At 70.9% G+C, this 16,536-nt stretch carries 15 protein-coding genes and 2 pseudogenes; 8 read left to right on the top strand and 9 right to left on the bottom strand.

Annotated elements, in window-relative coordinates; translation table 11 throughout:
• Together DQW85_RS43660 and arsM are read right to left on the bottom strand one after the other, a co-directional pair.
• The coding region (locus tag DQW85_RS43660) for an ArsR/SmtB family transcription factor (RefSeq protein ID WP_240197804.1) at nt 1–362 on the bottom strand (362 nt) is incomplete at its 3' end.
• 120 nt (nt 363–482) lie between these two features.
• Entirely contained in the window at nt 483–1,412 is a 930-nt protein-coding gene (gene arsM / locus DQW85_RS43655) for an arsenite methyltransferase (protein ID WP_113705609.1), read from the bottom strand.
• Nucleotides 1,413–1,520: 108 nt separating this feature from the next.
• Between arsM and DQW85_RS43650 the strand changes: the two genes are divergently transcribed.
• Nucleotides 1,521–1,889: an ArsR/SmtB family transcription factor gene (locus DQW85_RS43650; protein WP_113705608.1), complete on the top strand. Its 369-nt coding sequence runs from the start codon at nt 1,521–1,523 to the stop codon at nt 1,887–1,889.
• Between the two features lie 50 nt (nt 1,890–1,939).
• Here the strand turns inward: DQW85_RS43650 and DQW85_RS47445 are convergent, their stop codons facing one another.
• Nucleotides 1,940–2,317, bottom strand: coding sequence for a helix-turn-helix domain-containing protein (locus tag DQW85_RS47445; protein WP_240197803.1), 378 nt, complete (start codon nt 2,315–2,317; stop codon nt 1,940–1,942).
• On the opposite strand from DQW85_RS47445, the gene DQW85_RS43635 reads away from it, so the two are divergent.
• On the top strand, nt 2,316–3,959 hold the full coding sequence (locus DQW85_RS43635) for a SulP family inorganic anion transporter (protein ID WP_113705607.1): 1,644 nt from the start codon (nt 2,316–2,318) through the stop codon (nt 3,957–3,959). The genes DQW85_RS47445 and DQW85_RS43635 overlap by 2 nt on opposite strands.
• Here the strand turns inward: DQW85_RS43635 and fdhF are convergent.
• From fdhF to DQW85_RS47855, 3 genes and pseudogenes are all read right to left on the bottom strand, one after another.
• A complete protein-coding gene (gene fdhF, locus DQW85_RS43630; protein ID WP_113705614.1) occupies nt 3,956–6,634 on the bottom strand; it encodes a formate dehydrogenase subunit alpha in 2,679 nt (892 codons plus the stop codon). The genes DQW85_RS43635 and fdhF overlap by 4 nt on opposite strands.
• Complete coding sequence (locus tag DQW85_RS47860) at nt 6,631–6,873, bottom strand: NADH-ubiquinone oxidoreductase-F iron-sulfur binding region domain-containing protein (RefSeq protein WP_476703631.1); 243 nt, start codon at nt 6,871–6,873, stop codon at nt 6,631–6,633. Before DQW85_RS47860 ends, fdhF begins: the two co-directional genes overlap by 4 nt.
• 345 nt (nt 6,874–7,218) lie before the next feature.
• A pseudogene (locus DQW85_RS47855) lies at nt 7,219–8,259 on the bottom strand (NAD(P)H-dependent oxidoreductase subunit E); the annotation flags it as partial.
• Between the two features lie 227 nt (nt 8,260–8,486).
• On the opposite strand from DQW85_RS47855, the gene DQW85_RS43620 reads away from it, so the two are divergent.
• From DQW85_RS43620 to hypF, 3 genes are all read left to right on the top strand, one after another.
• Nucleotides 8,487–8,654: a universal stress protein gene (locus DQW85_RS43620; protein WP_113705605.1), complete on the top strand. Its 168-nt coding sequence runs from the start codon at nt 8,487–8,489 to the stop codon at nt 8,652–8,654.
• A gap of 85 nt (nt 8,655–8,739) precedes the next feature.
• On the top strand, nt 8,740–9,396 hold the full coding sequence (locus DQW85_RS43615; protein ID WP_240197802.1) for a CBS domain-containing protein: 657 nt from the start codon (nt 8,740–8,742) through the stop codon (nt 9,394–9,396).
• 9 nt (nt 9,397–9,405) lie between these two features.
• The gene (gene hypF, locus DQW85_RS43610; protein WP_113705604.1) at nt 9,406–11,640 is read left to right on the top strand and encodes a carbamoyltransferase HypF; all 2,235 of its coding nucleotides are present in this window, start codon (nt 9,406–9,408) and stop codon (nt 11,638–11,640) included.
• Here the strand turns inward: hypF and DQW85_RS43605 are convergent.
• The 3 genes and pseudogenes from DQW85_RS43605 to DQW85_RS43595 form a co-directional block, all read right to left on the bottom strand.
• Nucleotides 11,637–12,175 (bottom strand): annotated as a pseudogene (locus DQW85_RS43605) (LuxR C-terminal-related transcriptional regulator); the annotation flags it as partial. The gene hypF and the pseudogene DQW85_RS43605 sit on opposite strands and share 4 nt — an antisense overlap.
• Complete coding sequence (locus tag DQW85_RS43600; protein WP_113705603.1) at nt 12,168–12,509, bottom strand: hypothetical protein; 342 nt, start codon at nt 12,507–12,509, stop codon at nt 12,168–12,170. The pseudogene DQW85_RS43605 and the gene DQW85_RS43600, both read right to left, overlap by 8 nt.
• Nucleotides 12,506–12,946, bottom strand: coding sequence for a SigE family RNA polymerase sigma factor (locus tag DQW85_RS43595; RefSeq protein WP_113705602.1), 441 nt, complete (start codon nt 12,944–12,946; stop codon nt 12,506–12,508). The genes DQW85_RS43600 and DQW85_RS43595 overlap by 4 nt, the downstream gene beginning before the upstream one ends.
• 306 nt (nt 12,947–13,252) lie before the next feature.
• Here DQW85_RS43595 and DQW85_RS43585 point away from each other — a divergent pair, with 306 nt between their 5' ends.
• The 3 genes from DQW85_RS43585 (at nt 13,253) to DQW85_RS43575 (ending at nt 16,525) form a co-directional block, all read left to right on the top strand.
• Nucleotides 13,253–14,599, top strand: coding sequence for a PucR family transcriptional regulator (locus DQW85_RS43585; RefSeq protein WP_113705600.1), 1,347 nt, complete (start codon nt 13,253–13,255; stop codon nt 14,597–14,599).
• Nucleotides 14,600–14,777: 178 nt separating this feature from the next.
• Nucleotides 14,778–15,272, top strand: a complete 495-nt coding sequence (locus tag DQW85_RS43580) for a flavin reductase family protein (protein WP_113705599.1) — start codon at nt 14,778–14,780, stop codon at nt 15,270–15,272.
• A gap of 38 nt (nt 15,273–15,310) precedes the next feature.
• Entirely contained in the window at nt 15,311–16,525 is a 1,215-nt protein-coding gene (locus DQW85_RS43575; RefSeq protein WP_113705598.1) for an acyl-CoA dehydrogenase family protein, read from the top strand.
• Nucleotides 16,526–16,536: the final 11 nt, after the last annotated feature.

Here is a 16,536-nt window from a genome sequence, read left to right as displayed (position 1 = left end):
CTGCGCCGCCGCCACAGAGCGGCGGCCAGCTGGGAGCGGGCCGAATTGCGGGTGCACACGAACACCACCCGCGCCGCCTCCGGGACGCGGGCGACCGGGCCAAGCCCGGCCAGCGCGCGGGGCACCAGGCGGACGTAGCTACGCCGCCGGTCGGCCTCCGAGCGCGCCCGCACGATCAGGCCGGCCTCCTGCAGCACCCGCAGGTGGTGGGCCAGCAGATTCGACGGCAACCCGAAATGCTCGCCGAGCTCGCCGGGCGAGCGGTCACCCAGCAGCAGCGCGTCCACCATCGCCAGCCGCATCGGATCGCCCAGCGCGGCATGGACGGCGGCCCGCCGCTCCACATCAGATATATCAGCCATGATTGAGTCAAGAATTGCTGAGCTATATTGGGAAGTCAAGCGGGCCGCCACGCCCGTGGACTTCTCCTCGGCCAGATGGAGGCGCCAGCCGTGTGAGACGCCGTTGGGACTGGGAAGAGGTCAGTGCTGGCAGCCGCAGCCCGCGGCCGTCTTGGCCTGCTCGACGGTCAGCGTCGGGTCCTCGGCGCGCTCGCCGGAGCTGCAGCAGGCCGACACCCCGCAGCAGGATCCCTCCGATCGATGCTCCGAGCCCGCCGCCGTGGTCGCCGCCGAGTCGGCCCGGCCGGTGTCGGCGTCGGCGTGCGCGGGTTTGAGGGCGCGGACGATGGCCGAGTGCATCCCGTCGGCCACCTGGTGGGTGGAGGTGATCGAGACATCGGTGAACCCGGCCACCTCCAGCCCGGCCCGGTATTCGGTGAACGACAGCGCGCCGGCGATGCAGCCGACATAGTCGCCGCGTTCGGCCCGCTGGGCGGGTGTCAGGCCGTCGTCGGCGACGACGTCGGAGACACCGATCCGGCCGCCCGGGGTCAGCACGCGGAAGGTCTCGGCGAACACCGCGTTCTTGTCGGTCGACAGGTTGATCACGCAGTTGGAGATGACGACGTCGACGCTGGCGGCCGGCAGCGGGATGGATTCGATCGTGCCCTTGAGGAACTCCACGTTGGTCGCGGCGGCCTTGGCGGCGTTGGCGCGGGCCAACGCGAGCATCTCCTCGGTCATGTCCAGCCCGTAGGCTTTGCCGGTCGGGCCCACCCGGCGGGCCGACAGCAGCACGTCGATGCCGCCGCCCGAGCCCAGGTCCAGCACCCGCTCGCCGGCGCGCAGTTCGGCGACCGCGGTGGGGTTGCCGCAGCCGAGCGAGGCCGCCAGCGCCTCGGCGGGCAGCGCCTCCCGCTCGTCGGCGGCATACAGGCCCGCCCCGAATCCCTCCTCGATCTCGGCCTCCTGCGGGCCGCAACAGGCGGCCCCGCCGGCGGTGACCGCCACCGCGGCCGCCGCGTATCGCTCACGCACCTGTTCACGCAGTTGGACGGACTGCTCGCTCATCACACGCTCCTGTCCCTTTGATCTGGCGGCGGCAGCCGCCACCGCCCTGTATTGATGGTTATCGAATCAAGCATCGCGCTCTGATGAGAAGCATGTCAATATAGAAGAATGTCGAATCAAGAGACGACGGAGGCTGACGATCCGATCGCCGCCTGCTGCCCCGCGTTGACCGCGCCGCTCAGCACCGAGCAGGCCGCCGCCCTGGCGGCGGCCTTCAAGGCGCTCGGCGATCCGGTCCGGCTGCGACTGTTGTCGCTGATCGCCTCCCAGCCAGGGCAGGTGTGCGTGTGCGAGCTCACCCCCGCCTTCGAGCTGTCCCAGCCGACGATCTCCCATCACCTGAAACTGCTGCGCCAGGCCGGCCTCGTCGACTGCGAGCGGCGCGGCACCTGGGTGTACTACTGGATCGTGCCTGGCGCGCTGGAGCGCCTGGCCGCCGTCCTGAGCCCCCAAACGCTCGCCACCAGCAGTCGATGATCACGTGCGCCCATCCGATGCCGGCGGTGCCCACCGCTGGCATACCGGCGTTAGCCCATACCCGGCGCCGGGTGGCCGTCTGCGATCACCCGGTAGACGCTGGCCACGGACGGGTGCTTGCCCTTGTTCTTGCCGATGGGGATGACGAGCTTGCGGGCGATGTCGGGCACGGCCACACCGCGCTCGCGCAGCGACCGAGCGTAGGCGATCATGTCGTCGTCGAACACCCTGGGCCGACCGCCGTGGCGGCCGCGCGCGGCCGGCGGCTCGGAGTAGTCGACCTCCAGTGTGGCCGGGTAGTCCGGCGCCAGGCCGAGCGTGAAGGGCGGGTAGCGGTCGGTCCCGAGAGCTCCGTAGAAGGTCCCGGCTTCCGCGCCCTTGGGCCGCTGGCACTCGCACCGTTGTGGCGGTGCGACACTGACGGGCATGGTCGCGTTCCGTTCGTACCGGCGAGCATGGCTGCGCGGTGACGTGCTGGCCGGGCTCACCGTGGCGGCCTATCTGGTACCGCAGGTGATGGCCTATGCCACCGTGGCCGGCTTGCCGCCGGTGGCGGGAATCTGGGCCAGCATGGGGCCACTGGCCCTGTACGCCTTGCTGGGCTCCTCCCGTCAGTTGTCCGTGGGGCCCGAGTCGACGACCGCGCTCATGACCGCCGTCACGGTCGGACCGCTGGCGGCGGGTGACTCGGGCAGGTACGCGAGCCTCGCGGCGGGGCTCGCCGTGGCTGTCGGGCTGCTCTGCCTGGGCTGCCGGGTGCTCCGGCTGGGCTTCGTCGCCGACCTCCTGTCCCGGCCGATTCTGGTCGGCTATCTCGCGGGCGTGGCAATGATCATGATCGTGGGCCAGCTTGGCAAGATCACCGGGGTGCCGGTGTCCGGTGACGGTGTCATCGCCGAACTCCTTTCGTTCTCACAGAATCTCTCCGAGCTTCATCCGGGGACACTCCTGCTTTCGGCCGGGGTACTCGCCCTGCTGTTCCTCGCCCAATGGCGCCTGCCGTGGATCCCGGCTCCGTTGCTCGCCGTTCTCCTGAGCACGGCCTGCGTCACGCTCTTCGGGCTGGAGCGGTACGGGATCAAGGTGGTGGGCGAGGTTCCCTCCGGCCTGCCCCTCCCCGTCCTTCCGGCACTAGCCGACCTGCAGCTCCTGCTGCTGCCCGCGCTCGGCGTGCTCTTGGTCGGCTACAGCGACAACGTGCTCACCGCGCGTTCCTTCGCCGCCAAGCACAACCAGCAGATCGACGCCAACCAGGAGCTCCTCGCCCTCGGCGCGGCCAACCTGGGCGCGGGCATCCTGCACGGGTTCCCGGTCAGCAGCAGCGGCAGCCGTACCGCCCTGGCCGACGCCGCCGGTGCCCGCACCCAGCTGTACTCGCTCGTCGCCCTGGCCGCTGTGCTCGGGGTCGTCCTGTTCGCCGGGCCGCTCCTGGCAGATTTCCCCACCGCCGCGCTCGGCGCCATCGTCGTCTACGCCGCGATACGGCTGATCGATCTAGCCGCTTTCCGGCGTCTTGCGGCTTTTCGCCGCAGCGAGTTGCTGCTCGCCCTGGCCGCGTTCGCGGGGGTGCTGGTCTTCGACATCCTGTACGGCGTCCTCCTCGCGGTGGCCCTGTCCGTCGTGGAGATGCTGTCCCGCGTGGCCCGCCCGCACGACGCGATCTTGGGCATCGTCCCGGGGCTGGCCGGGATGCACGACGTCGACGACTATCCAGAGGCCTGTACCGTCCCCGGACTGGTCGTCTACCGCTACGACTCCCCACTGTTCTTCGCCAACGCCCAGGACTTCCGGCGCCGCGCACTCGCCGCGGTCGATGAGCACCAAGGCCGCGTATCGTGGTTCGTGCTCAACGTCGAGGCCAATGTGGAGGTGGACTCCACGGCGCTGGAGGCCGTCGAGTCCCTGCGCGCCGAGCTGGCCCGCCGGGGCATCGTGTTCGCCATGGCCAGGGTCAAGCAGGACCTGCGCAGCTCGCTCGACGCGTTCGGCCTGACCGAGGCCATCGGTGAGGACTTCCTGTTCCCGACCCTGCCGACCGCCGTGGCGGCCTACAAGCGAGGGCTGTCCTAATCCGAGGGCCCTTGACGTGCGCGCAGGCGTACGGCGGTGACCTTGTACTCGGGGCATGACGTCACGGTGTCCGCATGGCTGGAGGTTAGGGCGTTCACACCGCTGGACGGGAAGTGGAAGGCGCAGAAGAGCTGGCCGTGCGTCACCTCCTCGGTGACGCGCACGGACAGCGTGGCCTGACCGTGGCGGCTTTCCACGACCACCGCCTCGCCGTCGCGGAGGGCGAAGCGAGCGGCGTCGGCGGGATGGACATCGAGTCGGTCCGCAGGATCGAGCTCGATCGCGCCGCTTCGCCGCGTCATGTTGCCGGAGTTGTAATGCGCCCAGCGGCGGCCGGTGATCAGGATCAGCGGGTAGTCGTCGTCGGCGTTCTCGCCGGGGGGCAGGTAGGGGCGGGCGGCGAGGTGGGCCAGCCCGTCCACGGTGGCGAACCGGTCCCGGTAGAGCGTGGCCAGTCCGGGCCGCTCGGGATCGGGACACGGCCAGGGGATGGCGCCTGCCCGGTCCAGCCGCTGGTGCGACATACCGGCGAAGACGGGTGCCACCCGCCCGCATTCGGCGAGTGCCTCGGCCGGTGTGGGGCACCCCAGGTCGACGCCGCAGGCCGCGGCGAGCGCGTGCACGATGGCGAAGTCGGTCCGCGCCCGACCGGGCGGGGCGAGCGCGGGGCGCACCCGCTGGAAGCGCCGGTCGAAGTTGACGAAAGTGCCGTCCTTCTCCAGCCACGACGCGGCCGGCAGCACCATGTCGGCGCGGCGAGCGGTCTCCGAGAGGAAGAGTTCCTGGCTGACCACGAAGGGGCAGGCCTCCAGCGCCTCGACGACCTGGTTGGCGTCCGGGTCGGTGGAGACCACGTCCTCGCCGACGACCCACAGAACCCGCAGATCTCCCGAACGCGCCGCCGCGAACATCTGCGGGATGCGCAGGCCGTCGTGGTCCGGCAGGCGGGTGCCCCACACCTGCTCGGCGCGGGCGCGCGCCACGGGATCGCCGACCTTGCCGTAGCCGGGCAGCAGGTCGGGCAGAGCTCCCATGTCGGAGGCGCCTTGAACGTTGTTCTGGCCCCTGAGCGGGTTGACGCCGAATCCGCGGCCGGTGCCCACCGCGCCGCGCAGGATCGCCAGGTTCGCCAGCGTGCGTACGCCGTCGGTGCCGTGCAGGTGCTCGGTCACGCCGAGCCCGTAGACGATGGCGGGACGCTCGGCCTGCCCGTAGAGCCGCGCCGCGGCGACCACATCCGCTGCCGGGACGCCGGTGAGCTCGGCCACCCGGGCGGGCCGGTAGTCATCGAGGATCGCGGTGAGGTCGGGCAGCCCGGCGGCGCGGTGGCGCAGGAACTCCTCGTCGGCCATGCCCTCCGCGAGCATGACGTGCGCGAGCCCGTTGAACAGGGCGACGTTGGTACCCGGCCGGGGCCGCACATGCACATCGGCATGCGTCGCGAGCCCGACCGCGCGCGGATCCACGACCACCAGCCGTGCGCCGCGCAGCACCTGCTGGAGCAGCCGGGCCCCGACGACCGGATGCGCCTCGACGGGGTTCGCGCCCACCACGAGCAGGCAGTCGGCCCGCTCCACGTCGTCAAAGCTGTCGGTGCCGCCGGACAGGCCGAACGCGGCGGTCAGCCCGGCGGCCGACGGGGAATGGCACAGTCGGGAGCAGTTGTCGACGTTGTTGGTGCCGACGACGACCCTCATGAACTTCTGGATCAGGTAGTTCTCCTCGTTGGTTGCCCGGGCCGAGGAGATCGCCGCGACCGAGTCGGGGCCCGCCTCGGCGATGGCGGCTCGCAGCTCGCGGGCGATGCGGCCGAGCGCCTCCGGCCAGCTTACGGGCTCCAGACCGGAACGGCGGCGCAGCAGGGGCTGGGTGAGCCGCTCGCGGGAGCGCAGGAATCCGTGGGCGAAACGGCCCTTGACGCACGCATGGCCGCGGTTGACCGGGCCGTCTCTGGCCGGCCGCACGGCGGCGACCTGGCCGTCACGGGTCAGCACGTCGAGGGCGCAGCCGACGCCGCAGTATCCACATGTGGTGCGGGTACGAGTGAGCGCGGCCTGGTCGGTTCCGATGGGGAGTCCCGGCTCGGTGAGAGCGCCGGTCGGGCAGCTGTCCACGCAGCCCCCGCACGCGACGCAGTCGGAGTCCGCCCAGGGGCCGCCGGTGCCCGGCGCGACCACGGTGTCGGCGCCTCTCCCCACTAGCGTGAGCGCGAACGTGCCCTGGACCTCCGCGCACATGCGTACACACCGGCCACAGGCGATGCACAGATCCCGGTCGAGACGGACGAAGGCATGAGTGGTGTCGTGACCCCTTCCGGCGCCGCCTTGCGCGGCGTCGGGTCCGATGCCCAGGGCCCGGCACACCCGCGCCAGTTCCCCGTCCCCCTCCAGGGCGTAGGGTGGGAGAGCCGAGACGATCATCTCCACGGCGTCACGGCGCAGCCGGCGCAGGTCCTCCTGCTCAACGCGGACTTCAGTGCCCTCCACTGCGGGGGTCACGCATGCCGCCACCACGCGCTCGTCGATTCGTACCAGGCAGGCTCGGCAGGAGCCCACTGGAGCCAGCCGGTCGTCGTGGCAGAGCGTGGGCAGATCGAGACGCGCGGCCCGTACCGCTGACAGTACGGTCGCCTCCTGCGGGAGATCGACGAGAGTGCCGTCCACCGTGACTCTCATCCGCCCCACCCTCGGAGACGGTCTCCGTAGGCGCGGGCCAGGCTCCGGACGGCCTGTGGCAGCCGCCGGCCGAACGCGCACAGGCTGGCCTCGCTCATCACCCGCATCATGCGCGCGTACGCGTCGCCAGGCGGATCACCGGTCCTGGCCAGCTCCAGCCCCCGCTGCGAGCCGACCCTGCAGGGCGAGCAGGCGCCGCAGCTCTCGGCGGCGGCGAAGGCCCACACGTGCCGCAGCACCTCCAGCGGCTCCAACCGCTGGTCGATGGCCACCAGCCCGGCATGGCCGAGCGCCGCGCCATAGCCTGCCAATCCCACCTCGGCGAGCGGCACGTCCAGATCTTCTTCCGACAGGAACCCGCCCAGCGGGCCGCCGATCTGCAAAACGCCGAGCTCTGCCCCCTCCCGCAAGCCGCCGCCCAGCTCGGTGACGATCCACCGCACCGGCACGCCCAGCTCGACCTCGTAGCAGCCCGGGCGGGCGAACCGCTCAGACAGGCAGACCAGCTTCGTGCCGGTCTCGCCGGACGTGCCGCGGCGGGCGTAGGTTTCACCGCCTCGGTCGACGATCCACGGAACCGCGGCCAGCGTCTCGACGTTGTTGACCACCGTCGGCGCGTCCCACAGACCCCGGTTGGTCGGATACGGCGGGCGCGCCCGCGCGCAGCCTCGGCCGCCCTCGAGCCCCGCGATGAGCGCTGTCTCCTCGCCCGCGACATAGGAGCCGGCGCCGGCCACCACCTCGACCTCCAGATCCACGTCGCTGCCGTGCACCCCTCGGCCCAGGTGGCCCTCCACACGTGCCTGCACCACGGCCTGCCGCATCCGGGCGAGCGCGCGAGGATACTCCGAGCGCACCAGCACCAGACCGTGACGGGCCCCGCAGGCGAAGCAGGCGAGCGCCAGTCCTTCGAGCACCCGCGCCGGGTCGTTCTCCATCAGAAGCCGGTCGGCGTAGGAACCGGGGTCACCCTCGTCGCCGTTGGCGATCACCACGGTGTCCGGGGAGCGGTCCGCGGCCGCCCACTTGGCCGCCACGGGAAAACCCGCCCCGCCTCTGCCGCGCAGCCCGGAGGCGGCGACCTCGGACTGGACGAGCTCCGGAGTGCGCCGGCCGACGGTTTCCGCCCACGTCTGCCATGGGGCGTTCCCGGCCACGATCCCGGCAAGCACGATCGGGTCGCCGGTGGCGTCGGCCGCGGGGATCGGCGGCGCGTTCGGCGGCACTCGCCCGGCCACCTGGTCGGCCACGGACGAGCCCACACAGGGCGTCTCACCGTCCAGGCAGGCCGGTCCCGCGTAGCAATAGCCGAGGCAGCGGACGGTCTGCAAGGACGCATCGGGGTCTGGATCCCGATCGTCGTCGGCCATGACACCGAGCGCGTCCTGGATGGCGGGCAGATGCCGCCCACCTTGGACCGCGAAGCACGCCGTCGCGGTGCAGACCCGTACGTGACGGCGCCCGTGCGGGGCGGCCAGATCTGCGTAGAAGGTGGCAGGACCGAGCCCCGCCGCCGCGGGCAGCCTGAACTGGCGGGCCACCTGCGGCGCCCAATGTTCCGGCCGCTCGCCTACCTGCTCTGCGGCACCGGCGGCAAGGGCCTCGATCAGGCGGACGCCCGGCCGTCCGTGCCGTTCGGCAAGGGCTCGAAATCCGTCAAAAGGGTCGCTTCACGAATTTCATCATGCCCGTTTCATGGGTATCGGACACGAAGTTTTGCCGCTTGTGTCAAATGCCGGAAATTCAACGAATACGTTCCTATCGCGATGCGTATGGGGCATCCAGGTCCATCTGCAGTTGAGATCGAGTTAACCGATGCTGAGCGTGCCCGGCTACACGGCCTGACAGAGGCATGTCCGCGCATCCGGTGGACGCGCTCACCGAGGCGTCCGAACACGCGAACCTGCTGGTGGTGGGCTCCCACGGGAGCGATGCCCTGGGCTCGGTGCTCGGCTTGGTCAGCAGCGATGTGCTGCATCACGCCCTCTGCCCGGTGGCGGTGGCTGGCGCAAAGGAGTGACCAAAGGCCCGGCCATCCGGGCCGTTTCGCCGCTGCGAGGCGAGGTCGTCATGCAGCACCGTGGGGTGAAAGTGAGGAGGACATCATGTCGATCGAAGTCAAGAACGTCATGGGCCGCGTGGCCATCACCGTGCTGGAGAGTGCGCCGTTCACCGACATCGTGGCCGCGATGGAGCGATTCGCGGTCGGGGCGGTCACTGTGATCGACGCAGACCGGCGGCCGGTGGGCGTGGTCTCCGAAGACGACCTGCTACTGAAGGAGGCCGACACGGTCCGGCACAGCATCTCGATTTTCGAGTCTCGCAGGCAGCGGCGCGAACACGAGAAGGCCGCGGGCGTGACGGCGGCCCAGCTGATGACCTCTCCCGCGATCACCGTGACACCGGGTACCACCGTGCGCGACGCTGCCCGCCTGATGCACGCCAAGCGCATCAAGCAACTGCCCGTGATCGACGTGGTCACCGGGCGGGTCATCGGCACGCTGCACCAGCGGGACGTGCTGCGTGTCTTCACCCGCCCGGCCGATGAACTGGAGGCGGAGATCAGGGCCATGCTCCCCAGCAGCGAGGCGTTGTCCATCGAGATCGACCGGGGCATCGTGACGATCGATGGCAAGGTCGAGTGGAAATCCCAGGCCATCGCGCTCACGGAGGCCGTCCGGACGGTGGAGGGCGTCGTCGACGTGGTCTGCCAGGTGACCTCGGAGAAGGACGACCTCCTGATCGTGCCCTCGGGAATGTAGGAGGCATTCGTGGACGAGGCGTGGCGGATCGAAGTGCACGGGACCGTGCAGGGCGTGGGTTTCCGCCCGTTCGTTCACCGGCTGGCCACCGATATGGGGCTCCGCGGGCACGTCAGGAACGTCGGCGGGCACGTTGTCATCTCGGCGAGCGGCTCGGTGGCCCGTCTGGAGGCCTTGGTCTCCGGGCTGAAGGCGTCGCGGCCCCAGGCCGCTCGTATCCGCGACGTGGTCGTCACTCCGGGCAAGTTCGACGCGGAGGTCGCCGGGTTCGAGATCATGGAGAGCGAGGCCTCGTCCGGCACCACCCGGGAGATCCCGCCGGATTTGGCCACGTGCGCTGACTGTCTGCGTGAGCTGTCCGACCCGGCCAACCGGCGCTACCGCTATCCGTTCATCAACTGCACGGCCTGCGGCCCCAGGGCGACGATCATCGAGAGCATGCCCTACGATCGGGCGCGCACGTCGATGCGCGGCTTCGAGATGTGCTCGGCCTGCGCCGCTGAGTACCATGACCCGGCCGATCGGCGCTTCCACGCCGAGCCGATCGCCTGCGCGTCCTGCGGCCCTCGCCTGCGCTTCCTGACCATGACGGGGGAGGCGGCGCTTCAGGCGGCGGTCGACGTCGTCGTGGGCGGCGGGGTGATCGCGATCAAAGGGCTCGGCGGCTTCCAACTCGTGTGCGATGCCATAAACGACGAACCCGTTTCCCGAGTGCGGGAGATCAAGGCACGCGACACCAAACCGCTGGCGATCATGGTACGCGACATGGTCACCGCAGGCGCGCTGGCCGACCTGTCGGAGGCCGACCGCAGCCTGCTCGCCGCCCCGTCCGCGCCCATCGTGCTGGTCCCGCGGTGGCAGGGAGTCCTGTCGCCCGGCGTCTGCCATGGCATGCTGGACATCGGAGTGTTCCTGCCGTACACGCCGCTGCACCACCTGCTGCTGGACGCGCTGCGCCGCCCACTCGTGGTGACCAGCGCCAACCATGCCGACAGCCCCATGCTGATCGACGACGTCTCCGGGCTGGACGTGGACGGCGTGCTCACCCATGACCGGCCCATCGTGGCCCGCTACGACGACTCGGTGGTCCGCTCGTTCGGGCCGCGGTCTACCACCATCCGCCGTGCCCGCGGGCTGGCGCCTGCCCTGCTGCGTCTGCCGGCCGCCGCCCCGCCGCTGGTGGCTTTGGGGGCCCAGCTCAAAAGCACGTTCACGCTTGCGGAGGGTGACCGCGCGATCATGGGGCCGCACATCGGTGACCTCTCCGACGCCCAGACGTTGGATGCGTACGAGGCCGCGCTCGACCACCTGCACGACATCCATGGCATCGAGCCGGCGAATGCGGTGCACGACCTGCATCCCGGCTACCTGTCGACCCGGCTGGCACGACGCTGGCCCAGCCGCGTCGCCGTCCAGCACCACCACGCGCACGTCGCCGCAGTGGCCGCCGAGCACCACCTGGAGCCGCCGTTCCTCGGGGTCGCCTACGACGGGCTCGGGCTGGGCGACGACGGCACGTTCTGGGGGGGTGAGTTGCTGCTGGCCAGCTACACCGGCTATCGGCGTCTGGGCCGCTTCTCTCACGCTCCGATGCCCGGCGGTGCTGCAGCCGTACGCCGGCCCGCCCGCATGGCACTGGGTTACCTGCTCGGCGGTGAGACCACCGGCGGCCCCATCCCTGAAGGTCTCACCGCCGACCTTCCCGATCGGGAGGTCATCGGCCGCATGATCGCGCAACGGGTGAACTGCCCGATCGCGTCGAGTGCGGGCCGCCTCTTCGACGCCGCCGCCGCGTTGCTCGGCCTGTGCGACGTCAACGGGTTCGAGGGCGAGGCTGCCATGCGCCTGGAGCAGGAGGCCGGAGCGTTTCCCGGGACGGAGCCGCTGGCCTGGCGGCTGGAGCGGCAGGGCGGGCTGTGGGTGTATGACAGCGTGGCCACGCTGCGCGATCTGCTGGAGGCCAACGCGGACGGCGAGCCGGTCGGCCGCATCGCCGCCGCCTTCCACGCCACCGTCGCCGCGGTCACCGTGCTGCTTTGCGCGCGCGCCGCCGCCGAGCACGACGTCACCCGGGTGTGTCTGTCAGGCGGGGTGTTCCAGAACCGGCTGCTGGCCACCGACGTGCTCGCTCGGCTGACCGCTGCCGGGTTCGAGCCGTACATCGGCGAGCAGGTGCCGGTCAACGACGGCGGCATCAGCTACGGCCAGGCGGCCATCGCCGCGGCGAGGCTGTCGTCCGCCTAGGATTCGCGGCGCCCGGCACGCAGCCGGGCGGCCAACGCTGCGGCCTGCGTGCGGCGCTGCATGTCGAGCTTGGACAGCAGGTTGGACACGTAGTTCTTGACCGTCTTCTCGGCCAGGAACAGCCGCTCGCCGATCTGCCGGTTGGTCAGGCCCTCACCGATCAGGTCGAGGATGTGCCGCTCCTGCTCCGACAGCTGAGCGGATCCTTCGTGGCCGCTTGGTCGCGCAGCCGCTGCAGCATGGCCGCCGTGGTCTGCGGGTCCAGCAGCGACTGCCCCGACGCCACCGTGCGCACGGCACCCACCAGATCCGAGCCGTGGATCTGCTTGAGCACGTAACCGGCGGCCCCTGCCATCACCGCGTCGAACAGCGCGTCGTCGTAGGCGAACGATGTCAACATCAGGCACGCCAGCCCCGGCACTCGTGAGCGCACCTCACGGCACAAGTCCACGCCGTTGCTGTCGGGCAGTCGCACGTCGAGCACCGCCATGTCGGGCATTCGACCGCAAAGTCCTCCGCGGGCTGCTTCAGCGGTCGCCCTCGCGTGTCGCGATCCGCCAGGCACGCTCGGCGCACGCCTTGGCGGTGCTCCGGCACTCCGGCCGGTACGCCTGCTCTACCGGCCCGATGTCCTTCGCGGGTAGCGGAAGCACCTTCGTCTCCGGCGGGGTGAGCACGATCGCGGGCGCCGGGCGTACCTTCTGGAGCAGCATGGCTCCACCGCCCGCGATCAGGCAGGTCACTGCGGCGGTCATCACGGCCAGCCGGGTTGCGCGCCTCCTGCGCGCACCTCGCACCGCCTGTGCCGCCAGATCGACGGCGGGCGCCTGCTCGGCCAGCGCCCGCAGATCCTCACGTAGCGTCTTCATCGATACACCTCCTTAGGGGTGAGCGCGCGCAGCTTCGACAGCGCGTAGTTGGTCTGGCTCTTGACGGTGCCGATTGAGACGCCCATGAGCTGCGCGGTCTCGTGCTCGGTGCGATCCTCGTAGAAGCGCAGCACGATCACGGCCCGCTGCTTCGGCGTGGGCTGGGCCAGCGCATGGTGCAGGGCGATGCGGCGCACGGTCGCCTCGTCGTGCAACTGCCCGGACTCGACTCGCTCGGGCAGTCCGGCTTCGGGCAGCTCGACCTGCTTGCGTCGGCGCCACGAGATGGCCTGGTTCACCAGGGCTTTGCGGGCGTACGCCTCGGGGCTGCAATCCCTGGCGAGCTTGGCCCAGTACGCGGCGACCCGAGTGAGGACCGTCTGCAGCAGGTCCTCGGCGAGATGGGCGTTCCCGGTGAGCAAGTACGCCGTCGGCATCAGCGATCTCCGCGCGCCAGTCCGTGAAGGTCAGAGAGGTAGTCGGTGCTGAACGAGCAGGCGTGGGGCGGTATCGTCGGCATGGTCACCGAGGCCGTCGACGGGGACTTCGTGCGCTGCCGGGGCATGTGTGCCCCCATCTGTGGGCCGCCGCCCATGGTCAGGGCCGCCGTGCGGACCCTCAAGAAGCGGCGAATGGGCTGGCTCGGATCTTTCGTGAGGCATTCGCTCCGGCACAGTCGCCTCAGGTTCAGGTCGTCGACGTAGGTGGCCCCGTCGCGATGTCGAAGCCCGAGGGAGGGCAGTGTGACCGAGACCGGTCAGCGGCGGCTGCGGCGGGCCTGGATCGCGCGGCTGGGCCCGCAAAGTGAGGTTGACGTCGACCGGGCGGCATGCCCGCGCGCGATCGTTGAGGACGCCGTCGCGCTCGTCGGTGCGGACCCCGTGCGGTGGGCGATCGAATTGAGTTCCGTGGTCGTGCGGCGGATCGTCGACGAGGTGCCGGCTCTCGGCGGTAGCCCGGCCGCGGTCGAGATGCTCCGCCGAGGCAATGAAGTGACCACTCTGCGGGCGCTGTTCGCTCTGGTGGAAGGCCCGGCCGCCGTCCCGCCCGTCGGTGAGGCGATCCTGGAGAGCATCCGCCAGTTCGTTCACCGGGCCGTACCGCTCGAACAGGTGTTGCACGGCGTCCGGGTCGGGCACGCGGCGACGACCGAGGCGTTCCTGCGGGCCTGTACCGAGCTGGTCGACCCGGAGGTCGCGGTCGATGAAGTCACGGCGATCTCCCGCGAGCTGTTCGCGTATGTCGACGACCTCTCCGACGCCATGATCCGCGCCTACCTCGTGGAGCATGAGGTGTGGACCACCAACGCAGCCGCGGCACGGGCCGACATCGTGCGTTCCCTGCTGAGTGATGCCGCGACGGCGGACGTCGGCGAGGCGTCGCGTGCCCTTGGCTACGACCTGCGGCGGACCCATGAGGCGGTGGTGGTGTGGTCGGACTCGCCGAACGGCAGCTCCACGCTACAGGCGGCGGCGATCGAGGTGCTCCGAGCGCGGGGCGCCACCACGACGCTGGTCGTACCCGTGGCCTCAGGGCGGTTGTGGGCGTGGGCCACTGTACCTCCGGACGGCACGCGCCGGACCGGTTCGTGGGAGAGCATCGCGGAGACACTGTCCCGGCAGCAGATACAGGCGGCCTTCGGGACCCCGGTCGCCGGCGTCGCGGGCTTCCGCCGCTCTCACCGCGAGGCCGAGCGCGGGGAGAGGCTCGAGCGACTGCGGCGCGAGGCCGGGCGGGTTCCGAGGCATGCGACGGCCTACGCCGACGTCGCCGTCGTCGCGCTGCTGGCCACCGATCTCGACGCGGCCGGTGACTTCGTGCGACGTGAACTTGGCGGGCTCTCCGCCCGCAGCGCAACGATGGAGGCACTGCGGACCACGCTGTACCACTACATCGGCGCCGAGCGCAGCCTCGTGGAGGTCGCCCAGCGCCTGCACGTGGCCAGGGGGACCGTGACCTACCGCGTGAAGCGAGCCCAGGAGGTGCTGGGACACGACCTCGACGACCGCCGCTTCGCCGTGCACACCGCCCTGGCACTCGCCGAGGAACTGGGGGACGCGGTCCTCCTGCCTCGCGACGCCCGGCAGTGAGCCCGATGCGCCGGTCGCGGCCCGAACCGATCCGGCAGATCAACGGGAGACCGGGATCCTGAGCCAGCAGACCAAGCGGCCACCCCGGATGTCGAAGTTTACTTCGTGATGTCGGACGCGTTACTTCACGAGGCCACGCATCCCGACAGCCGGACTCAAGGACACCGGGAGGCGTACGTTGATCGACCGAGAGACTTTCCTCGAGCTGATGAGCGGGGTGTGCTCCCCGGTCACCGTGGTGACGGCGATGACCGCCGACGGGCGACCGCACGGCACCACCGTGTCGAGTTTCGCCTCGCTCTCGCTCGACCCTCCGCTGGTGAGCTTCGCCCTGGACCGCGCCTCGAGGCTGCTGGCCCACCTGCAGCCGGGTGACCGGGTGGGGGTGAACATCCTCGGCGCCCACCAGCAGGAGATGGCGTCGACGTTCGCCCGTCGGCGGCGGGAACCGGGCCTGAAGTTCGACGGCGTCACCTGGACCGTCCGCGCCGGACTGCCCTACCTGCCGGAGTCTGCCGGCTGGACGGCGGGACGCGTCGAACGCCACGTGGACGGCGGTGACCACGTCCTGCTGGTCGTGCACGTCGAGGAGGGCGAGTCGACCTCCACGGCCCCGCTGATCTACGCGCGTCGAGTCTTCGGTACGCACTCCCTTCTCGCTGCCGCGAGCTGACCGCTACCCCGCATGACCCCGACACCGGAGTGACGACGATGAGCATCATCATGGACGCCCCCCGCGCTACCGACGCCGCGCGCGGGCTGCGGGCCGACCTCGTCAAGCGCGCCGCCGCGCTGCGCCCGCGACTGGCCGGCAACGCCGATCTCACCGACCGCGGGCGCAGGGTGGCCACGGAGAACATCGGCGCCCTGGCCGAGGCCGGCCTGCTCTCGCTGATGCAGCCCGCCCGTTACGGTGGTCTGCAGACCGACTTCCGCAGCCTGCTGGAGGTCAGCCGGGAGGTCGGGCGCGCGTGCGGCTCCACCGCCTGGGTGACCGCACTGCTCAATGCCAGTGCCTGGTTCGTCGGCTTCTTCCCCGCCCAGGCCCAGGACGACGTCTGGGCCGACACCCCCGACGCCCGGATCGCCGGCGTCGTGACCCCCTCGGGTACCGCGCGCGTAGTCGAAGGCGGGTACCGGGTGAGCGGGCGCTGGGCCCCCGCCTCCGGGTGCGCCCACGCCGACTGGGCGATCCTCGGAGTCACCCGGCCAGACGCCGAGGGCACGCCGGACGCTGTCGGCATCGTGCTCGCGCCGATGTCGGAGCTGACCATCGAGGACACCTGGTTCGTGGCGGGCATGCGCGGGACCGCGTCGAACACGCTCGTCGGCGAGGACCTGTTCGTGCCCGCGCACCGCTTCCATTCGGTCCCCGACGCCGTCGAGGGCCGCTACGCCACGCCCTTCACCGACGAGGCGCTCTACCGGGCACCGTTCGTGCCGGCCGCCGCGCTCGTGTTGACCGGGCCCCAGCTCGGGCTGGCTGCGGCTGCTGTCGATCTCCTGCTGGAGAGGGCCCCGCGGCGAGCGTTGACCATGACGAGCTACGCCTCCCAGGCAGAGGCACCCACCATCCAACTCGCCGCCGCGAACGCGGCGTCGCTCGCCGACTCCGCCCAGCTGCACGCCTACCGCGCGGCCGCCGACATCGACGAGGCCGCGCGGGCCGGTGCGTTCCCCGATTACGGGGCCCGGGCACGGATGCGGATGGACGCCGGGATGGCGGCGGTCCACGCGCGTGAGGCGGTCCGCATCGTGTGCTCGGCCCAGGGTGCTTCGAGCTTCGGCGAGTCCAACCCGCTGCAACGCATCTGGCGCGACATCGAGACCGGGAGCCGCCACGCCGTCCTCAACCCCGAGGTGGCCGCCGAGATCTACGGGAAGTCGCTGTTCGGCATCCGGGGCACGGTCTCCGTGCTGGTGTAGAGGAGAGGTCC

The organism is Nonomuraea lactucae (assembly GCF_003313395.1).
Classification (GTDB): domain Bacteria; phylum Actinomycetota; class Actinomycetes; order Streptosporangiales; family Streptosporangiaceae; genus Nonomuraea; species Nonomuraea lactucae.
The sequence above is the reverse complement of the archived record's forward strand: the minus strand, read 5'-3'. Positions and strand labels throughout refer to the sequence as shown.

Coding starts and splice junctions, on each gene's coding strand:
- DQW85_RS43575 (WP_113705598.1), top strand. CDS start 15,311: ATGAGCATCATCATGGACGCCCCCCGCGCTACCGACGCCGCGCGCGGG.
- DQW85_RS43600 (WP_113705603.1), bottom strand. CDS start 12,509: ATGAAGACGCTACGTGAGGATCTGCGGGCGCTGGCCGAGCAGGCGCCC.
- DQW85_RS43620 (WP_113705605.1), top strand. CDS start 8,487: ATGTCCGCGCATCCGGTGGACGCGCTCACCGAGGCGTCCGAACACGCG.
- DQW85_RS43650 (WP_113705608.1), top strand. CDS start 1,521: ATGTCGAATCAAGAGACGACGGAGGCTGACGATCCGATCGCCGCCTGC.
- DQW85_RS47445 (WP_240197803.1), bottom strand. CDS start 2,317: ATGCCCGTCAGTGTCGCACCGCCACAACGGTGCGAGTGCCAGCGGCCC.
- DQW85_RS43635 (WP_113705607.1), top strand. CDS start 2,316: ATGGTCGCGTTCCGTTCGTACCGGCGAGCATGGCTGCGCGGTGACGTG.
- DQW85_RS43615 (WP_240197802.1), top strand. CDS start 8,740: ATGTCGATCGAAGTCAAGAACGTCATGGGCCGCGTGGCCATCACCGTG.
- arsM (WP_113705609.1), bottom strand. CDS start 1,412: ATGAGCGAGCAGTCCGTCCAACTGCGTGAACAGGTGCGTGAGCGATAC.
- fdhF (WP_113705614.1), bottom strand. CDS start 6,634: ATGAGAGTCACGGTGGACGGCACTCTCGTCGATCTCCCGCAGGAGGCG.
- DQW85_RS43595 (WP_113705602.1), bottom strand. CDS start 12,946: ATGCCGACGGCGTACTTGCTCACCGGGAACGCCCATCTCGCCGAGGAC.